At 61.5% G+C, this 19037-nt stretch carries 4 protein-coding genes; 3 read left to right on the forward strand and 1 reads right to left on the reverse strand.

Annotated elements, in window-relative coordinates:
• Window positions 1-13 precede the first annotated feature (13 nt).
• Together HMPREF1022_RS19065 and HMPREF1022_RS05545 are read left to right on the forward strand one after the other, a co-directional pair.
• Complete coding sequence (locus tag HMPREF1022_RS19065; RefSeq protein WP_156802855.1) at window positions 14-4627, forward strand: VWA domain-containing protein; 4614 nt, start codon at window positions 14-16, stop codon at window positions 4625-4627.
• Between the two features lie 624 nt (window positions 4628-5251).
• Window positions 5252-13684, forward strand: coding sequence for a VCBS domain-containing protein (locus tag HMPREF1022_RS05545; protein WP_009302258.1), 8433 nt, complete (start codon window positions 5252-5254; stop codon window positions 13682-13684).
• 159 nt (window positions 13685-13843) lie between these two features.
• Here the strand turns inward: HMPREF1022_RS05545 and HMPREF1022_RS05550 are convergent, their stop codons facing one another.
• Complete coding sequence (locus tag HMPREF1022_RS05550) at window positions 13844-17101, reverse strand: DEAD/DEAH box helicase (protein ID WP_008685049.1); 3258 nt, start codon at window positions 17099-17101, stop codon at window positions 13844-13846.
• 124 nt (window positions 17102-17225) lie between these two features.
• Here HMPREF1022_RS05550 and HMPREF1022_RS05555 point away from each other — a divergent pair, with 124 nt between their 5' ends.
• Entirely contained in the window at window positions 17226-18911 is a 1686-nt protein-coding gene (locus HMPREF1022_RS05555; protein ID WP_156802856.1) for a peptide-binding protein, read from the forward strand.
• Window positions 18912-19037: the final 126 nt, after the last annotated feature.

Genomic DNA, 19037 nt, shown 5'->3' on the forward strand with positions numbered 1-19037 from the left:
CCTGGACGTGACCGTGAATAAGCCTGCTGAGGGCCAGGAAGTGCGCGTTGACGCCACAGTGACCGACCCTGCGGGCAACGAAGCCACGGCCAATGACACGGCGCACCTGGACGCGACGGCTCCGGCTGTGGGCGTGGAAATCACCACGGATGCGAACAACGACGAATTCATCAGCAAGGACGAGCTGGGCGACGGCGAGATCACGGCCCATGTGACCTTGGGTGAAGGCACGGCCGCCGGCGACACGCTGGTGGTGACGGACCAGAGCGGCAAGGAGATCTTCAACGGCCTTGTGACCGATGAGATGCTGAGCAACGGTCTGGACGTGACCGTGACCAAGCCTGCTGAGGGCCAGGAAGTGCGGGTTGACGCCACCGTCACCGACCCTGCGGGCAACAGCGACACAGCCAATGACACGGCTCTTCTGCCGCATCCGGTGAACATCGGCAGCGGCGAGGAAACGCTGAATGAGGCCGATGCCGATGCCCACACGGCCAGCGGCGCCATTGATGTGGAGCTGGCGGGCGCGGGCACCATCAAGGTGGGCGGCGAGACGTTCGATGTGCCCGAAGGCGAGTTCAGCACGGAGAAGACCATTGCTTCCGAGGGCAAGGGCGAGCTGCATCTGACCGTGGGCAGGGATGCGGACGGCAACCTCACGATCATGTACGAATACGCCATCGCCGACGGCGGCGCGCAGCACGGCGACCCGGGCTACGCAACCGATGAAAATCTTTCAGATTCTTTCGCTCTGGAAGTTTCCGACGGCGTCAACTCGGAGACGGGCAGCCTGGATATCACCATTGTGGACGGAACGCCCACACTGACGGTCAATGGCGAGGGGTACCACCAGGATGCTGTGGTGTCCGGTTCTACCATCAACAGGGAAGCGGGCAGCATCGGCTACGACTTCGGCATGGATGACCGCGACGGCAAGTCCTTCACGGTGCAGGTAGATGATACGTACACCTATGACATAACCAATATCGCGCAACAAGGCTCCGTTACGCTGGATGGCAGCTTCGGCAAGCTGACCATCAATGCCGACGGCTCCTACAGTTACACCGCCAAGCCCGGCATCAAGGGCGGCGCGCATGACAGCTTCGTCCTTACCATTACGGACGCTGACGGCGACTCCAAGGACGTCAAGCTGGATATGGCGGTTCAGGACGAGCCGCGTGTGACCGTGGATGAAAAGGGCCTGGATGATGGAGACGACGCCAGCGAAAGCGCGACTATCACGGTTCCGGAAGGCTTCACCATTGTGGGTGTGGCCGTGGATGGCCAGGGAGCGCACGGCACCGTGAGCCAGGATTCCAGCGGCGCATGGCAGTATACGCTGCATGATGCCATCAACTCCGGACCGAACGCCGGTCCCAACACCGTGGAGGGCGGCGACAGCATCAGGCTGGTGGTGGAAGACGCTGCCGGCAATCAGTCCACCATCGAGATGCCGGTGGACATCATTGACGACGTGCCGACGATTACGGGCCTGGATGGAAGTTCCGTGCATGCGGGCGAATCCGCCGGCGATACGTTCCTCATCGATATGGGGGCGGACGCCGGGGGCGCAACGCTGGAGTTCACGGTGGACGACGGCGACCAGAGCGTTTCGCTTACCCACAACGCTGACGGAACGTGGAGCGCCGAGCTTTCGGACGGTTCCAGCGTGACCGTGAGCCACGGCGAGGGTAACGAGTACCAGTACACTTTTGAGAGCGGTCACATGCCGACGGGCGGCGAACATACGCTGCATATCACGGCCACGGACGGCGACGGCGACATCGCGCATGAAAGCGTTGTCCTTCGCGCGGAGAATCAGGCCCCCGTGGCGCACGACGACGTGTTCCACATCGACAAGGTCGTGACGGGCCCCAGCTCCGGCTCCGTGTCCGTCAGCGCCACCATTGCCGAGTCCCATGCCGTGATCACCGTGGGCGGCGTCGCCAACAACGTCTCCTACGTCGATACGTCGGCTGTGCTGGGAGGCTACAAGGGCATTACCTCCGGGAACCACACTCAAACCGGAGAGGACTTCTTCAGCAAGTTTTTCCAGGACGCGGCCGGCCATGCTGTGGACATGGATGCCCTGGCGCGGGCGGACAATACCCTTACGTTCGACTGGGGAGGCGGCTCCACGCTGGCTCAGCTTCAAAACGCCGCCGATCAGGCCGCCAAGGGCGGCAAGCTGCTGTATATCACGGGCAATCCCGACGTTACGGGAAAGCTGACGCTGAATTGCGTCACTATTGTCGATGGGGATTGCTCGTTCAAGGGGAACTCCTCGGCCTTGATAGTCAACGGTTTCCTGTACACGTCGGGCAATCTGAATCTGAACAATAGGGCGGATCTGACGGTCAGCGGCGGTCTTGCCGTTGACGGCAACCTGAACGCCTCCAAGAATTCCGCGATCACCGCCGAACATACGAAGGGGGCGAGCGGCAGCTTTACCTTCACGACCACGGATTATGAGGAGGGCGGCGGAGAAAGTCATGGAGAAAAGATCATCTCCTTTGACGATCTGGTGCACAACGACAGCGACCCCGACCATCACCGGGGCGAAGCCGCCGACAACGACGGGCTGCATCTGAAGAGCATCACCATCACGGATTCCACCGGCACGGAGCACGTCATTACGGAAGGCACGGCCTCCTATACGGTGGACGGCGGCAGCATCAAGGTGGATTGGGAGAAGGGCGAAATCTCCGTCAGCAGCGACAAGGGCAACATCAAGGACCTGAACTTCCAGTACACTGTGGAAGACAAGCACGGCGCGCAGGATACGGCCGACGTGCAGGTGCAGGTAACGTCGGAACAGACCGCGGGCACACAAGGCAGCGATCTGATTCAGGGCTCCACCGGCGCTTTCGCCTACGGCGGGAACTACAACATCTCCATCGCCTTTGATACCTCGGGCAGCATGAAGAACAACGGCTTTACAACCGCCCAGGATGCCCTGAAGCACTATGTGGACAGCCTGCACGAACAGGCCGTTGACAGCCATGCCGCGTCGGTCAAGGTGCTTTTTGTCTCCTTCAGCAGCAACGCCTTGCAGCCGAAGGAATATGATCTGACCAAGGACGCTGACCTCACCGCCCTGAAGGCGACCATCGACCAGCTGACGGCCACCGGCGGCACCAATTACATGGCCGTCTTCGACATCATGAGCAAGTGGTTCCAGGAACATCCCGGCGCTGAAAACAAGACGATCTTCATCACCGACGGCGTGCCGACCTTTTATTACCCGGACAAGATAACGGTGCGTGGCGGGGCCACGGTGGACATCCGGGGCATGGCTCAGGGCGATACAATACAGATCGGCGATTACGAGTACACGCTCACCACCACTCCCAACAGCTTTCCCTGCCTGAAGGATAACTATTCTCGGGAATGGGAGGCTTATAAGGGCACCGGCAACACTGACGTCACATTTGGGGTCAACGCGGACTCCTACAATAAGCTGAACGGGCTGTCGGACATTGAAGCCGTGGGCATCGGTTCCGGAGTAACCCAGAATGGTCTCAACCAGTACGACTCCGACGGTCAGGCGCACGTCATCAATTCATCCAGCGAGCTGGAGGCCGCGCTCAATCAGCTCTTCCGCGCCGCGCCCGCCTCGGATACCATCTTCGGCAACCTCGGCGACGACGTGCTGTTCGGCGATGCGGCCAGGATGCAACTTGAAGGAAACGACTTGACGCTGGCGGCCTATGTGGCGGCCATGTTGGGTCAAGAGGACGTCACCCCGGCCGTCATTGTGGAATACGTGAAGGAACACGCCGAGGAGATTCAGGACCATCTGGTGCACAACGAGTATGACCAGAGCGACGCATTGATCGGCGGCGCGGGCAATGACGTCCTCTTCGGCCAGGGCGGGGACGACCTGCTGATCGGCGACGGCAGCAATGCCGCGAATGAGGCCCAGAATACGCTGGACTACCTCCGGAATGAGCTGAACGCCGCGTCCGGCAAGCCGGAAGATCTTGCCCATGCGGTCACCCACGCGGTCACCGACGACCCCGACCAGTTGGATGCCCTGGCCGCCAGGCTGGAAGGCCTGGAAACGCCGCAGGACGGGAACGACCAGCTCTTCGGCGGCAGCGGCGACGACGTGCTCCTCGGCATGGGCGGCGACGACAAGCTCTATGGCGGCGACGGCAGCGACATACTCTTCGGCGGTTCGGGCAACGACTATCTGGACGGTGGAAACGACACGGAGGTGGACTATCTCCATGGTGGTTCCGGCAATGATATGCTGGTCTACCATCCCAATGACGTCATTGACGGCGGTTCCGGCATGGATGTGCTGCTGGTGGGCAACGACAGTATGGATTCGCTCTTCCGGGGCGGGCAGCTTGATGCCAACGTCACCGATGTGGAAGTCATCATCAGCGGCGAGGACGTTTCAAATCTGACCAATATGGACGCCCTGGGCAACATCGGCATCACCCTGGGCGACAACTCGCTGTCGCTGGGCGACGGCTGGACCAAGGCGGACGACGCCCCTGACGGCTACCACGCCTATACCAACGGCGACGTGACCGTGACCGTTGCTCCGGACGTGCATGTGGACACCATGCAGGAACAGAGTGACGTTGCCGCCATCAATCTGATGAACAACGGATAAGGCAAGGCCGGGGCGACAGCTCCCGGCAGCAAAAAACGCAAGGCCCGCGCCGGATATCCGGCGCGGGCCTTTTGCCGTTTTTACGGCACGGCGACGCCTTATTTTTCGCATTCCGTCTGCTTTTTGCCATTATCTATATTTTTTTATGGCCTGGGAATATTTACTTTTTATTATATATGATTATATATCATATACGGTCATTATTGACTTCAGTTGTTAAAAACCGTAGATAGGAATTGCATGGGAAACGGTACGTAATAAACGACACCTTATCCCGTAGCGCGGGTTGCCCGCGAACCCGCCCTCTGCCAGTACGGACGCTCTCCGCGTCCCGGAAAGAACACGTCTGTCGCCCTGTTACATGGCCCGCCAGGTCGTAGCGCAAGCTCGGAAAGATACGCACGTTTTGTTCGCCTTCCCTTTCCTTGTGTGAGTTTGCCTTTCTTTCTCGCCGGAATTTCCGAATTATCATGAGCTTTTTGGCCTTTGCCGCCAGGGCGCACTGTTGCGCTCTGACGCGGCGTCGATTTTCCGACGGCGCGTGTTTTGCATATTACAATAAATCGCTGAGCACTGACGGGACGGCCTCCGGGCCTTTCCCCGCTAACCAACGAGGCAAATACAATGGCAGATATCATCCTTACCCGTCCGCAAGCGGGACAGCATACAGTTCTGGAAAGTGTGGCCGATTCCCGCCTGGTCCTGCAATTCCCCACGGATCAGGCTACCATGGAGCGCGCGGGAGACAACCTCGTCTTCAGTTTTGACGACGGCTCCAGCATTCAGCTTACCAATTTCTACACCCAGTATTCCCAGGAAAGCATGCCGGATTTTGAAGTGGACGGCACCCTGGTGGCCGGGGCGGACTTTTTCAGCGCCTTCGGTCCAGACCTGATGCCCGCCGCCGGTCCGGCGGCGGGAGCGGCCGCCCGCGCCGCCCGCTATAATGATTTCGGCAACAGCGACCTGCTCGACGGCATCAACCATCTGAATGAGCTGGACTGGGGCATGAACCTGGACCGGCCCTCTGCCGAGGACGTGGACGCCTTGGGCGTGGTCAGCCCAGACGCCGGGGAGACCAACGCCGCGCCCGTGATTTCCATCAGCGGCACGGTGAGCGTGGTGGAAGCCGGTGTCTTTGTGGGCGGCAACGATGCCAAGGAGGGCGTTCCCACGGCGAGCGGCCAGGTCAATGCCTATGATCCCGACGGCGACGCGCTGCATTTTGCTTTCGTGGCTCCCGACGGCAGCCTGGTTACCAGCATCACCACGGAATACGGCGTTATCACCATCAATCCCGACGGCTCCTATACCTACGTACTGGATAACGACAAGGCCAACGGCCTGGCCGAGGGCGATGTGGTGAACGAGAACTTCACCGTCCAGGTCAGCGACGGGCGAGGCGGCACGGCCACCACGACCGTGACCGTGAACGTGGTGGGCAGCAATGACGTGCCCACTCTGGAACTGGGCAAGGACCACCTTACCGTCACCGACGACGGCGCGAACGCGGTGGAAGGCGCCATTACCGACAGCGGCACGGCCCTGGGCGACGACCCGGACGCGGGCCATGACCTGCACTACAGCTTCGGCACGGACGGCGACGGCAATCCCATTACCAGCATTACGGACGAATACGGCACCCTGACCATTGATCCGGATACCGGCGAATACACCTATACCCTGGACAAGAACAGCGAAGCCGTTCAGAAGCTCCGCGGCGACGGCGACGACGTGACCCAGCGCGTGACCGTGGTGGTTACGGACGAACACGGCGCGCATGCCGAAGTCCCGCTGGACATCACCATCAAGGGCGCCAACGACGTGCCCGTCATCACGGCCGTGACCGAGCACGTCAAGGATATGGGCGTGTTCGGCGAAGACGCCGCGTCAGCCAATAGCGCCACCAAGGATTACACCGGCGGCGAAGGCCATATTCCCGGCGGCGAGCATCGTCTCGGCTTTGAGGGACAGCTTCAGGGCTTTGACCACGAAGGGTCGGACCTGACCTACGGCGTGGTCACCTCCGGCATCGTCGCGGGCGGCGAGCTGACCCTGACCAATCCCGACAATGCCGATGAAACGACGACGCTCAAGGTTCTCAGCGTCAGCACCGACGACGCGGGCACGACCACCATCGTCACCGAAGCGGGCACTTTTACGCTGGACGCCGACGGCCATTACAGTTTTGAGCTCAATACCGACGCGGGCGGCTTTGTGGACGCCATGGGCCAGGGCGACAAGTGGAACCTGACCTTTGATGTCAGCGCCTCGGACGGCGAACTGACCGGCAACAGCAGCCTGACCATCTGCATTGAAGGCACCAACGAGGCCCCGACCATCAGCTGGAGCAAGGTGCATGTGCGCGAGGACGGCGTGGCTCCGGGCGGCAACGAATCCACCACGCCCGACGGCAAGGACAACGGTTTTGTGTTTCCGGATCACCATCGCGTCGAGGTGGAAGGCACTCTTCAGGGCAGCGACCGGGATAATGACGCCCAGCTGACCTACGGCATCGACGTGAACGGCAAGGAAGGCGGCATCAACGAGTCCGGCATTACAGTCAATATGTATACCGGCTCCGGCGATAACCGCCAGCCTGTTGTCGGGGCCGACGGCAAGCAGGTGACGGAATCCCTGCTCATCAACAGCAGCACCATGTCCACCGACCCGGCGACCGGCCATGCCGTCCAGACCATCGAAACCAACTACGGCACCCTGACCCTGGACACCGTGACCGGGGACTATACCTTTGTTCTGAATACCGAAGCCGCGAATCATCTGGCCCAGGGCGAGAAGTTCGACTTTCACTTCACCACGACAGTGACGGACCAATACGGCGCGCAGGGCCATCACATGCTGGGCGTGACCGTGGAGGGCACCAACGATCAGCCTACCCTCACGGTGGACAATGCCAAGCTGGAAGTGACGGAACATGGCGCGAATTCCGGCAATGAGTATACCAATACCGACGGCGGCCAGGCCACGGGCGCGGATGTCGACCACGGCGCCGAACTCCATTACAGCTTCGGCAACGACGCGGACGGCAATCCGATCACCTCGGTTCCCGACCAGTACGGCACCATGCACATTGATCCGAATACCGGCCGCTACTGGTACGAGCTGGACAACAAGTCGCCGGAAACCCAGAAGCTGGCCGAAGGCCAGAAGGTGGACCCCACGGGCGGCAACGGCTACACGATCCGGGTGACTGACGAGCACGGCGCGTATTCCGAAGAACATGTCGAGGTGGAGATCACCGGAAGCAACGACAATCCCTATCTGGTGAACGGCAGCCAGGTGAACGTGGTGGAAGCCGGCGTGGTGCCGGGCGGCAACACCGCCACGGACGGCAAGGAACGGAGCGAGACCGGCCAGAACGTCATCAAGGATTGGGAAGGCGACGAGTTGACCTATTCTCTCAACGCAAACGCGTCCGACACGCATAATCCCGGCGCCTGGCAGGGCGAGACCGGCACGGACGATCAGGGCTGGCTGACCTACAAGACCGACATCGGCGTCTTCCATCTCGATCCCGCCACGGGCAAGTACTATTTTGTGCTGGATAATGACGCGCAGACGGTTCAGGAACTGAACGCCGGGGAAACCATTCAGCGTTACATCCACTTCACCGTTTCCGACGGCAAGGGCGGCACGCTGGAAACCTGGGCCACGGCCAACATCAAGGGCACTAACGACCAGCCCGAGCTGACGCTGAACCAGCCGGACCTGGGCGTGACGGAAGACGGCACGTTGACCGCCTCCGGCACGGTCGGCGTGACCGACCCGGACCAGGGCGGCGCGAGGGGCGAGAGCTTCACCTTCGGCATCACGGCCAATGATATGGAACATACGGATCAGGGCCACACGCCCGGCATGTCTTCCAGTATGGACGGAACCTACGGCACGTTGAGCATTGACCCGAAGACGGGCGAGTATACCTATACGCTGAACAACGGCAGCGAGGCCGTGCAGGAGCTGCGCACGGGCGAAACGCGCACCGAAACCTTCCACGTGGTGGTCAAGGACTCGCAGGGCGCGTTCGACATCAAGGAGGTCACCGTCACCATCCACGGCCAGGACGACGCCATCCGTCTTGATTCCACCGACGCTCAAGTCGTCCAGGTCACCGAAGACGGGGTGAACTTCAATACCAACGTGGACAACCACGCGTCCCAGACGGCGGGCGGCACGTTTGAAGTCACGCCGGTGGACAATCCCGTGGACGAAAACGGCGTCAACCATCTGGTCTACGGCTTCACCGACCCTGACGGCACGTTCCACGCGGGCTCCGTCGACGTGATACAGGACGGCAAGCTCTACGGCACCCTGACCATTGATGCCGAGGGCCACTATACCTTTACCCTGGCGGACAACGCCGACGTCAACGCCCTCAACGCGGGCGAACTGCTCAAGCTGGCCGGTTACGATCTGGCCGTGCGCGACGACCGGCATGCCGACGACATGGTCACCAGCCAGAAGCTGGATCTCTATATCCACGGCACCAACGACCGACCCTATTTCACCGTCGATGGGGTGGAGAGCAGCGAAATCACGGCGGACGGGCTGGTGGAAAACGGCAACACGGTCATCTCCGGCCAACTGGTTGCCGACGACCCGGATGCCGAGCACAACCCCGGCGACCTCAGCTTCAGCATCGAACATGACGGCAAGCTGGTGCAGGTCGTGGAGGGCAAGTACGGCGTGCTGGAACTGAACCAGGACGGCTCGTACAAGTACACCCTGACCCATCCCGAATTGCTGGAATCCCTGAACGCGGGGCAGAAGCTCTCCGAGCAGGATATTCTGGCTCAGGAAGACTTCAACATTCGCGTCACCGACCCGCAGAACGCCTCTACCTCGGGCAAGCTGGTCATCGACGTCACCGGCTCGGCGGACAATCCGGTCATCACCGTCAGCGGCGAGACCTCCATCCGGGAAGACAGTGGTGAGGACGTCAACCACGCCGCCCAAGATCCGGCCATCCACGGCCAGCTCGGCCTCGACCATATCGTGGATGCCGAGGATACGGGCCATGCGACCTGGAGCAATGAAGGCCAGACCGCTTTCGCGGACGGGGCTGACGGTCAGCCGCTGGGCACGCTCACGGTCAACCCCGACGGCAGCTACACCTATACCCTGAGCGAAAACGGCTCGGCTCTCGTCCAGGCCATGAACGACGGCGAGTCCAAGTACGAAACCTTCAAGGTCCAGGCGGTGATTGAGGGCGGCAAGACCGTTGAACGGGAAATCACCATCGAGATCAAGGGCACCAATGACAAGCCGGTCCTGACCGTGGGCGAGAATCACGAGGCGGCCTTCATCGGCAAGGTGCAGCAGGACGTCTTTGAAGACGACGGCCAGACCTCCGACACGGACCATCCGGGCGTCATCTTTACCGGCACCCTGCCCAAGGACGCCATGAGCGACGTGGATGACCAGACCGGCCTCCGTTACATGCTGGTGGGCGAGGACGGCAATCCCGTCACCGAGCTCAAGACCGACTACGGCACCATCACCCTGACCTATGAAACGGCGGCGGACGGTACCATCATCACCCACTACAAGTATACGCTGGACAACGAAAGCACGGATCTCGACACCGCGCTCAAGGCCGCGCAGGAAGCGGGAAAGGATTTGCTCGACCACGCTCAGGTCGTGGTGGTGGACCCGCACGGCGCCATGTCCGAGAGCGGCCATGATATCACCATCACCATTGATCCGGCTGATCCCGGCCAGGGCGGCGGCGAATATCCCGGCCACAGCCTGGAATTCGACGACAGCAGCATTCTGCACGGCTCCGTGTCGGAAGACGGCAGGGATATAAGCGCCACCGATCATGTGGAGACGACGACCTTTGAAGGCAGGCTTGAGGCCAAGTGGGATGATGGAACGGATGCTCCGGACCGCGTCTTCGGCATCCAGGGCTCGAACGGCCAGCAGGTCCAGAGCAGCGCCGCGGACGGTGGCGCCATCCATGTGGACGGCCAGTACGGCTATCTGATCATTGATCCGGTCACCGGCAAGTACACTTACACCCTGTATAACGGCGAGGACGGCAAGCCCGGCCTGGTGCAGAGCCTGGCCGACGGCGAAAAGGTCACCGAGGACTTCACCCTGATGCTCAACGGCCAGGTGGTGGAAGCCGGTGGCTCGGCCGCCAAGATCACGATCGACATCTACGGCACCAACGACGCCCCGGTCATCACCGGCGCGACGGATGCGTCCATCGGTGAGACGGGCCACGACGGCCTGACCAGCGACATGACGGCCACGGGCACGGTGACGGCCACGGACATTGACCACGCGCTGGACGCGGACGGCAAGCCCACCGGCGGCACGGAATCGGTGACGTATTACTTCGTTGACCAGGACGGCAACCATGTCACGTCCATGCCGACCGAGTACGGCACCATTGAAATCAACCCCGACGGCACGTACACTTTCCATCTGGATACGAACAAGCTGCCGCAGGATCTGGTACAGAACTATCCCGGCGGCATCGTGCATCTCACCGCCGGTACGCATCTGAGCGAGACCTTCCAGGTGGTGGCTTACGACGGCAAGGACTACAGCGAGCCGCAGGATGTGACCGTCACCATCAACGGAACCAACTACGGTCCGGAAGTAGCGGCGACCGACGTGACCCTGGCTGTGACCGAAGACGGAACCCTGACGGACAGCGGCATGTTGAGCGGCCTGTTCCATGACGACGAGGGCATGGGCAACCTGACCTTTACCGCCACTGCCGAGGACGGCAGGAGCGGCACGGTGGTGCAGGGTACGTACGGCACCCTGCAACTGGTGAACGGCGAGTATGTCTACACCCTGAACAACGCCGATCCGGCCGTGCAGGGCCTGGACGCCGACCATCCGGGCACGGACACTTTCCATATCACGGCCACGGACGAACACGGCAAGACCAGCACCGTGGAGATCACGGTGAACGTCACCGGCAAGGATGACGCGCCGGTGCTCTCCGTGGACAAGGTGCTGACCGTGCGCGAGGGCGACAGTGACAGGGCCGGCGACAGCGGCCAGGCCACAGCCTATGATGCGGATAGCGTGGATCAGTCTGACGGCGCGCTGCGCTACGGCCTGAAGGTGCCCACGGACGCCGACGGCAAGCCCCTGCACAATGCGGTGCTCAATGACGACGGCAGCATTACCAATGACTTCGGTACATTCAGGGTCAACCAGGACGGTACGTACTCCTTCGACCTGAATAACGAGTCCGATGCCGTGCGCGCCCTGACCTCGGGCAGCCTCACGGAAACCTCGGTGATTCTGACGGTGACGGACAGCCAGGACAATGAGACCAGCCTGAACGTCAAGGTGGACATTACCGGCACCAATACCGCGCCGGACCTGACCATTGATCTGGAGCCCAACGTCGACAGCCCGGTGGTGGAAAACGGCGCGGACAGCGCGGATTCGTTGTCCGGCTCATTCATTGCCAAGGATGTGGACGGCACGGTGACGTCCGTCACCGCTACTGACGGCAGCTACGGCAAGGTGGAACTGGTTCGTGGTGAAGACGGCCAATGGACCTACAAGTACACTCTGGACGAGCGGGCCGAAGTCCTGGGCGAAGGTGAAACGAGAACCGACACCTTCACCGTGACGGTGACGGACGCGGAAGGCGCGACCACGGAAAAGACTGTGACCGTGCATATTGAAGGCACCAACGACGCGCCGGTCATTGATACGGCCACGGCGGCCAATAATGCCGGTTCCCTGAACTTCCACGACGTGGACGCCAACGACAGCCACACCCTGTCCGTGGTGATCGGCGACCAGGAATACCCGGTTGGGGAGGGCGGCGTCGTGACCATCGACGGCAAGGGCACGTTCAGCTTTACCGAAAACGTTGACGGCAAGTGGACATACAGGTTCGAGGCCGACCCCGCCGTGCAGGCCGGTATGAAGGAAGGCGACAAGGAGAACCTGAGCTTCCAGATCAAGGTCAGCGACGGGCATGACAGCGCCACGTCCAAGAATCTGACTGTGACCATCGACGGCACCAACAAGGCTCCGCAGATCGGCCAGGCGGCCCTGGTGCTGGGCCTGACCGGCCTGGTGCCGGACGCGGACTTCAGCATCACGTCCAACGACACTAACGCCGACCAGCACGACAACAGCCTGCCGACGCATGACGTGCCGGTTCACGGCCAGGAGCAGGGCGACGCGCTGCACTATGACTTTGCGGATATGAACGCCCAGGGCGATGTGCAGGGGACGTTCGGCACACTGCACTTTGACGCGAATACCGGCCAGTACAGCTATACGCTGGATACCTCGGCGGATAGCCTCAAGGATCTGGCCGCTGCTCACGCCCAAGGCCATGACCTGACCGAACACTTTGATTACACGGTGTCCGACAACCTTAACGATCCCGTCTCGGGCCATGTGGACGTCAACCTTGCCACACCTTCACCCAGCGCCGGCGGCAACCTCGGTGACGCGCATGCCGACGCCGCTCAGGTGCTGTTCGGCGGCGAAGGGGCGGAAACCCTGCACGGCGGCGAGGGCGACGACATCCTCTCCGGCGGTCAGGGCGACGACATCCTGTATGGCGGAGCGGGCAGCGACTACCTCTACGGCGGAGCCGGAAACGACTTCCTGGACGGCGGCGACGACACGGCTGTGGACCACCTATACGGCGGCGACGGCAACGACATCATGATGTATCACCCCAATGACGTCATTGACGGCGGTTCCGGCATGGACGTGCTCCTGGTAGGCAGCGACAATATGGATTCGCTCTTCCAGGGCGGGCAGCTTGATTCCAACGTCACCGATGTGGAAGTGATCATCAGCGGCGAAGACGTTTCGAATCTGACCAATATGGACGCCTTGAGCAACATCGGCATCACTGTGAACGATAGCTCGCTGTCGCTGGGCGACGGCTGGACCAAGGCGGACGATGCCCCTGACGGCTACCACGCCTATACCAACGGCGACGTGACTGTGACCGTGGGCTCGGACGTGCATGTGGATACGATGCAGGCGCAGACCGAGCAGGCTATGACCCAGGTGCAGATGGAAAACAGCTAAAAAACATACAGCCGGACAGCGTCCGGTATAAACAAGGCCCGTGCCGGGATTCCCGGCACGGGCCTTTTGCATTGCGGCCTGAGGGCAGCGTCAGCCTGTTTTGGCCCATGAGAACCTTACAAATGTCGACCTGCTGACAGCGTTTTTCAGAGTCGGCTCCTAAACTTCGAAGAGCATTTCCAGATCTTCCCTGGTCAGCGACTTCCAGGTGTCCTGGCCCGGAATAATGGCTTCGGCCACGCCGCGCTTGGCTTCCTGCAGCTTGAGGATCTTTTCCTCCACCGTGTTCTGGCAGATCAGCTTGTAGGAAAAGACCTGGCGGGTCTGGCCGATGCGGTGGGTGCGGTCCGTGGCCTGGCTTTCCACGGCCGGGTTCCACCACGGGTCGTAGTGGATGACGTAGTCGGCGGAGGTCAGGTTCAGGCCCGTGCCGCCCGCCTTGAGCGAGATCAGGAAAATGGGAATGTCCGGGCTGTTGTTGAAGCGGTCCACCTGATCAAAGCGGTCCTTGCTGGCTCCGTCCAGGTAGCAGAAGGGCACCTGGGAGAATTCCAGCCACTGCTTGATGATCTGCAGCATCTGCACGAACTGGGAGAAGACCAGCACCTTGTGCCCGCCTTCCACGATTTCCAGGACCATGTCCTTGAAGGCGTCGAACTTGCCCGAGGGCAGATTATTGGAAAAGCCGGGCAGGTCCATCTTGAGCAGGCGCGGGTGGCAGCAGATCTGGCGCAGCTTGAGCAGGGCGTCCAGAATGGACATCTGGCTTTTGGCCAGGCCCTTCTGGTCCACATCGGCCAGCACCTGGGCGCGCAGCTTGCGGGCCAGGGCTGCGTAGAGCTCGGCCTGGGCTTCTTCCAGGGCGCAGCAGGTGACGCTTTCCACCTTGGGCGGCAGGTCTTTGGCCACCTCGGCCTTGGTGCGGCGCAGGATAAAGGGCCGCACGCGGGTGCGCAGATAGTCCAGGGTTTCGGCGTCGCCGTCCTTGATGGGCTTGACGATGCCGCGCTGGAAGGCGTGCTGCGAGCCCAGGAAGCCGGGCATCAGGAACTCGAACAGGGACCAGAGCTCGAAGAGATTGTTCTCAATGGGCGTGCCCGAGAGGCACAACCGCATGCGGGCGTTGATCCGACGCACGGCGCGGGCCGTGATGGTGTTGGGATTTTTGATGTTCTGGGCTTCGTCCAGAATCACGGTGTTGAACTCGTACTTTTCCATCTCCTCCAGGTCGCGCCGCAACAGCGCGTAGGTGGTGATGACCAGGTCCGAGCCCGCGATGTGCTTGAACATGCCCTCGCGCCGCGTGCCGTAGATGGTCAGGCGCTTGAGGCCGGGCACGAATTTCTCCGCTTCGCGCTCCCAGTTGGGCAGCACCGAGGTGGGCACCACGATGAGGTTGGGGCCTTCGTAATGGCTTTCCACCATGTACTGGATAAAGGCCAGGGTCTGCACGGTCTTGCCCAGGCCCATTTCGTCGGCCAGGATGCCGCCGAAGCCGTATTCCGAAAGGAAGTTCAGGTAAGACAGGCCCTGCGCCTGGTAGGCGCGCAGATTGGCGTCGAGGCCCTTGGGCGGGTCGATGGGCCGCACCTCGCGGAAGGAGCGGATTTTCTCGCGCAAATTGTTCCAGAAGGAATCCGTGGCCGCGCCGGGCAGGTCTTCCAGCAGGCTGTCCAGCACCGGGGCCTCGAACTGCTTGAATTTCTGCTGCGGGGGCTTGCTGGGGTCCAGGCCCAGGGCCGTGAGCTTGTGCGAGAGCTTTTCCAGCCAGGCTTCGGGCAGGCTTGTGTAGGAGCCGTCCTTGAGCTGCACATAGCGTTTGCCGCGCGACCAGGCCTTCCAGATCTTTTCCAGGGGCAGGGTCTGGCCCTCGTAGTCCACGCTGATGTCCAGGGAAAACCACTTTTCTTTTTCGTTGCTGGTCACCTGGGCCGTGATGGTGGACTTGGCCGTGCGCATCTTGTAGCGCGAGAGGGCGCGTTCGCCGTAGACCCGGTAGCTTTCCACCAGCTTGGGGTAGGAGTCGAGCAGAAAGGCAATGGCTTCCTCCGGCTCCAGAAACCAGAGTTTGCTGGAACGGGCCTGGAAGTCCATGCCGGAAAGCTCGTTCATGAGCTGGGCTTCCTCCTCCTGATGGCGGCGCACCAGGCAGGTCTGGCCCTCATAGCTGTAGCTGCCGGTCTGGAAATCCGGGTTGGGCCCGTTGAGCGTGAATTCGCCGTGCTTGGTTTCGTAGATGTTGTCGATTTCCAAGGTCAGCAGGCTGCCTTCCTCGTCCAGAAAGAGCTTGGGATTGTAGGTGGCGGGCTGGAAAACCGGCTCCATGAGCTTGAGGAATTCCTGCGGCTCGTAGAGTTCCGAGGCGGGCAGGCGGGTCCAGACGCGGTCCAGGAATTCCGAGATTTCCTCATGCGGCACCACCGGGCGCTCGTAAATCAGGTTGCGCACCAGGGACGGGTAAAGCCCGGTCTGCACGGGGTAGAAATTGTGCTGGTAGCAGACCCAGAGCGGCATCTGGCCGTGAAAGGTGATGGGCGCGTCCTCCAGGTTGGCTTGCCCGGAGACGCCCTGCCCGGCGGAATTGCCCGCGCGGATGGGCAGAGGCGGGCGGCCTTCGCGTTTCAGCAGCACTTCAAAGCTGAAACCCGCATCGTCCAGATTGGGCTTGAGCTTGAGGGCGAAGGGCGTGCTTTCGATGCGGCAGGGTTTGTCCGTATCCTTCCAGAGCAGGTAATATTCCTTGCGCACGGACCAGAAAAACCAGGAGGTCAGGCCGTCGGGGATTTCCACCCGATGGCCGTAATAGTCGAGATGCTGGCCGATCTGGCGGGCCACATGCGGCAGCTGGGGCGAAAATTCGCACCAGTCCGGGTTCTGGATGATCTGCTCCAGGGTCACTTCGTTGTGCACGCTGGACAGTCCGGATTTGTTCTGCCTGCCCCGGAAAAAGGAAACCAGCAGCCGCCCCTGCTCCGGCGCGAAGCGGAAGATCAGGTAATGGCGGCCCGGCTCGGGTTCCATGTCCGTGGAGAAGAAATTCCGGAAGCTCTGCTTCCAGTCCGTGGTGGGCGACGGTGTTTCCTCGGGGTCGCCCTGTTCCTTGCGCAGCTCTTCAATGAGGCGCAGGGCCAGAGCCGCCACATGCCGGCAGATGCCGGTGAAGGCGTCCGAGCAGTTGCACTGGTGGCGCGTGCTGCGGTCCGTGATGGTGAAACTCAGGCTCGGCGTATAGACCTGGAGATCTTCCCCCTGGATCACGCCCTGCACGTCCCAGGTCTCGCCTTCCTGAATATTTATTTTTTGCACCCCGCCTTCGGACAGGATATAGTAGGCGGCGTCACGGATATATTCCGGCACGCTGTCGTGCAAAAACGCCTGACACATTTCACGGACGACGCTTTGTTCTGATCGGCTCATGCATCCCTCAAGATAGTCCCGCGCCGGGCGTTCCCCCCGGAGCCGCCTGACGCAGGGCGCTGTTCTGACATTTGTGACAACTAGCACAGGTTACAGGATGAAAGCAACCGCAAGCGCGCAAATTATGAAAAAAATATTCCTGACCGCGATGGTCATGATGCTGCCCTGGCTGGCGGCCCTCAATCCGTCGGCGGCCCGTTCCGCAACAGCGGCGGAAGACCCGTCGCAGGACATGCCGATGGAGGACGCGCCCCATGTTTCGTCTTCCGGCAAGGGCGAATCCCCGGCCTACGGCGACCGCATTCTCTTCGGCAGCATCGGCGAGGCCTCCAATCTGATCCCCTACCTGACCTCGGATTCGGCCTCGCATGAAGTGGCCGACATGCTCTATGTGGCCCCGTTGCGCTACAACAAGGATTTGCAGCCCGAGCCCTGGGCCGCCGAATCCTGGAGCATGGAAGAGGGCGGACGGCTGATGCGCTTCACCCTGCGCAAGGGCATTCTGTGGGAGGACGGGCAGGAACTCACCGCCGAGGACGTGGCCTTTACCTATAAGCTGGTCATTGACCCGGCCACGGGCAGCCCCTATGCCGAGGATTTTCTGCGGATCAAGGAATTGCGCGTGCTGGACCGCTATACGTTTGAGGTGCGTTACGAGCAGTTCTTCGCCAGGGCCGTTTCCTCCTGGATGAGCCCCATTCTGCCCAAACACATTCTGGAAGGGCAGAATATCCGTGAAACCCCCTTTGCCCGCAAACCCGTGGGAGCCGGGCCCTACCGCCTGAAATCCTGGGAACCGGGCAGCCGCATCACGCTCACGGCCTCGCCCACCTATTTCGACGGCAAGCCCCACATCAGCGAAGTGGTCTACCGGATTATTCCGGACAGCGCCACCATGTTCATGGAAACCCGCGCGGGCCGCCTGGACGTCATGGACCTGAGCCCCCTGCAGTATCTGCGCCAGACCTCCGGCCCGCTCTGGGAGGAGCAGTTTCATAAATACCGCTACCTGGCCTCGGTCTATGTTTTTCTGGGTTTCAACCTGGAGCATCCTTTCTTTAAGGATGTGCGGGTGCGCCGGGCCATATCCATGGCCATCAACCGCGACGAAATCGTCAAGGGCGTATTGCTGGGGCAGGGCGTGCCCGCCTTCGGGCCGTTCAAGCCCGGCTCCTGGGCCTATCATCCCACGCTCAAGCCCGTGGCGCAGAATGTGGCGGCGGCCCGCGCCCTGCTGGCCGAGGCCGGTTTCAGGGATACGGGCGGCGACAACGTGCTGACCAAGGACGGCAGGCCCCTGGCCTTCACCATTCTGACCAATCAGGGCAATGAGCAGCGTATTCTCACGGCCACGGTGATCCAGTCCCAACTTCGGGCCGTGGGCATCGACGTGCGCATCCGCACTGTGGAGTGGGCGGCCTTTATCCGCGAATTCGTGAACAAGGGCCGTTTCGACGCCGTGATTCTGGGCTGGACCATCACCCAGGACCCGGACATCTTTCAGGTCTGGCATTCCTCCCAGGCCCATGACGGCGGCCTGAACTTTACTCATTACAAGAATCCGGAGCTGGACCGCCTGCTGGAAGAGGCGCGCTCCACGCCGGATCAGGCCGTGCGCACGCGGCTGTACGCGCGGGCCCAGGAAATCCTGGCCGATGACCAGCCCTACTGCTTTTTGTTCGTGCCTTACGCCCTGCCCGTGGTGCAGCGGCGCTTCATGGGCATCAAACCGGCTTTGGCCGGAATCATGTACAATTTCGACAAGTGGTGGGTGCCCAAGGCCTTGCAGCGCTATGAGGTGGTGGAGTAGGGGCGACCGGCAGGCGGGTTGCGGCGGGCTGTCCGCGACCGCGAGGCCAGACGCGCGGGCCGGGCGCGGCCGGGGCTTTTCCGCCGTTGACAAGGCCGCTCTTGTCGGAACATAGTCAAAAAAGTG

The organism is Desulfovibrio sp. 6_1_46AFAA (assembly GCF_000224635.1).
In the GTDB taxonomy this organism is placed as follows: Bacteria; Desulfobacterota; Desulfovibrionia; order Desulfovibrionales; family Desulfovibrionaceae; genus Desulfovibrio; species Desulfovibrio fairfieldensis.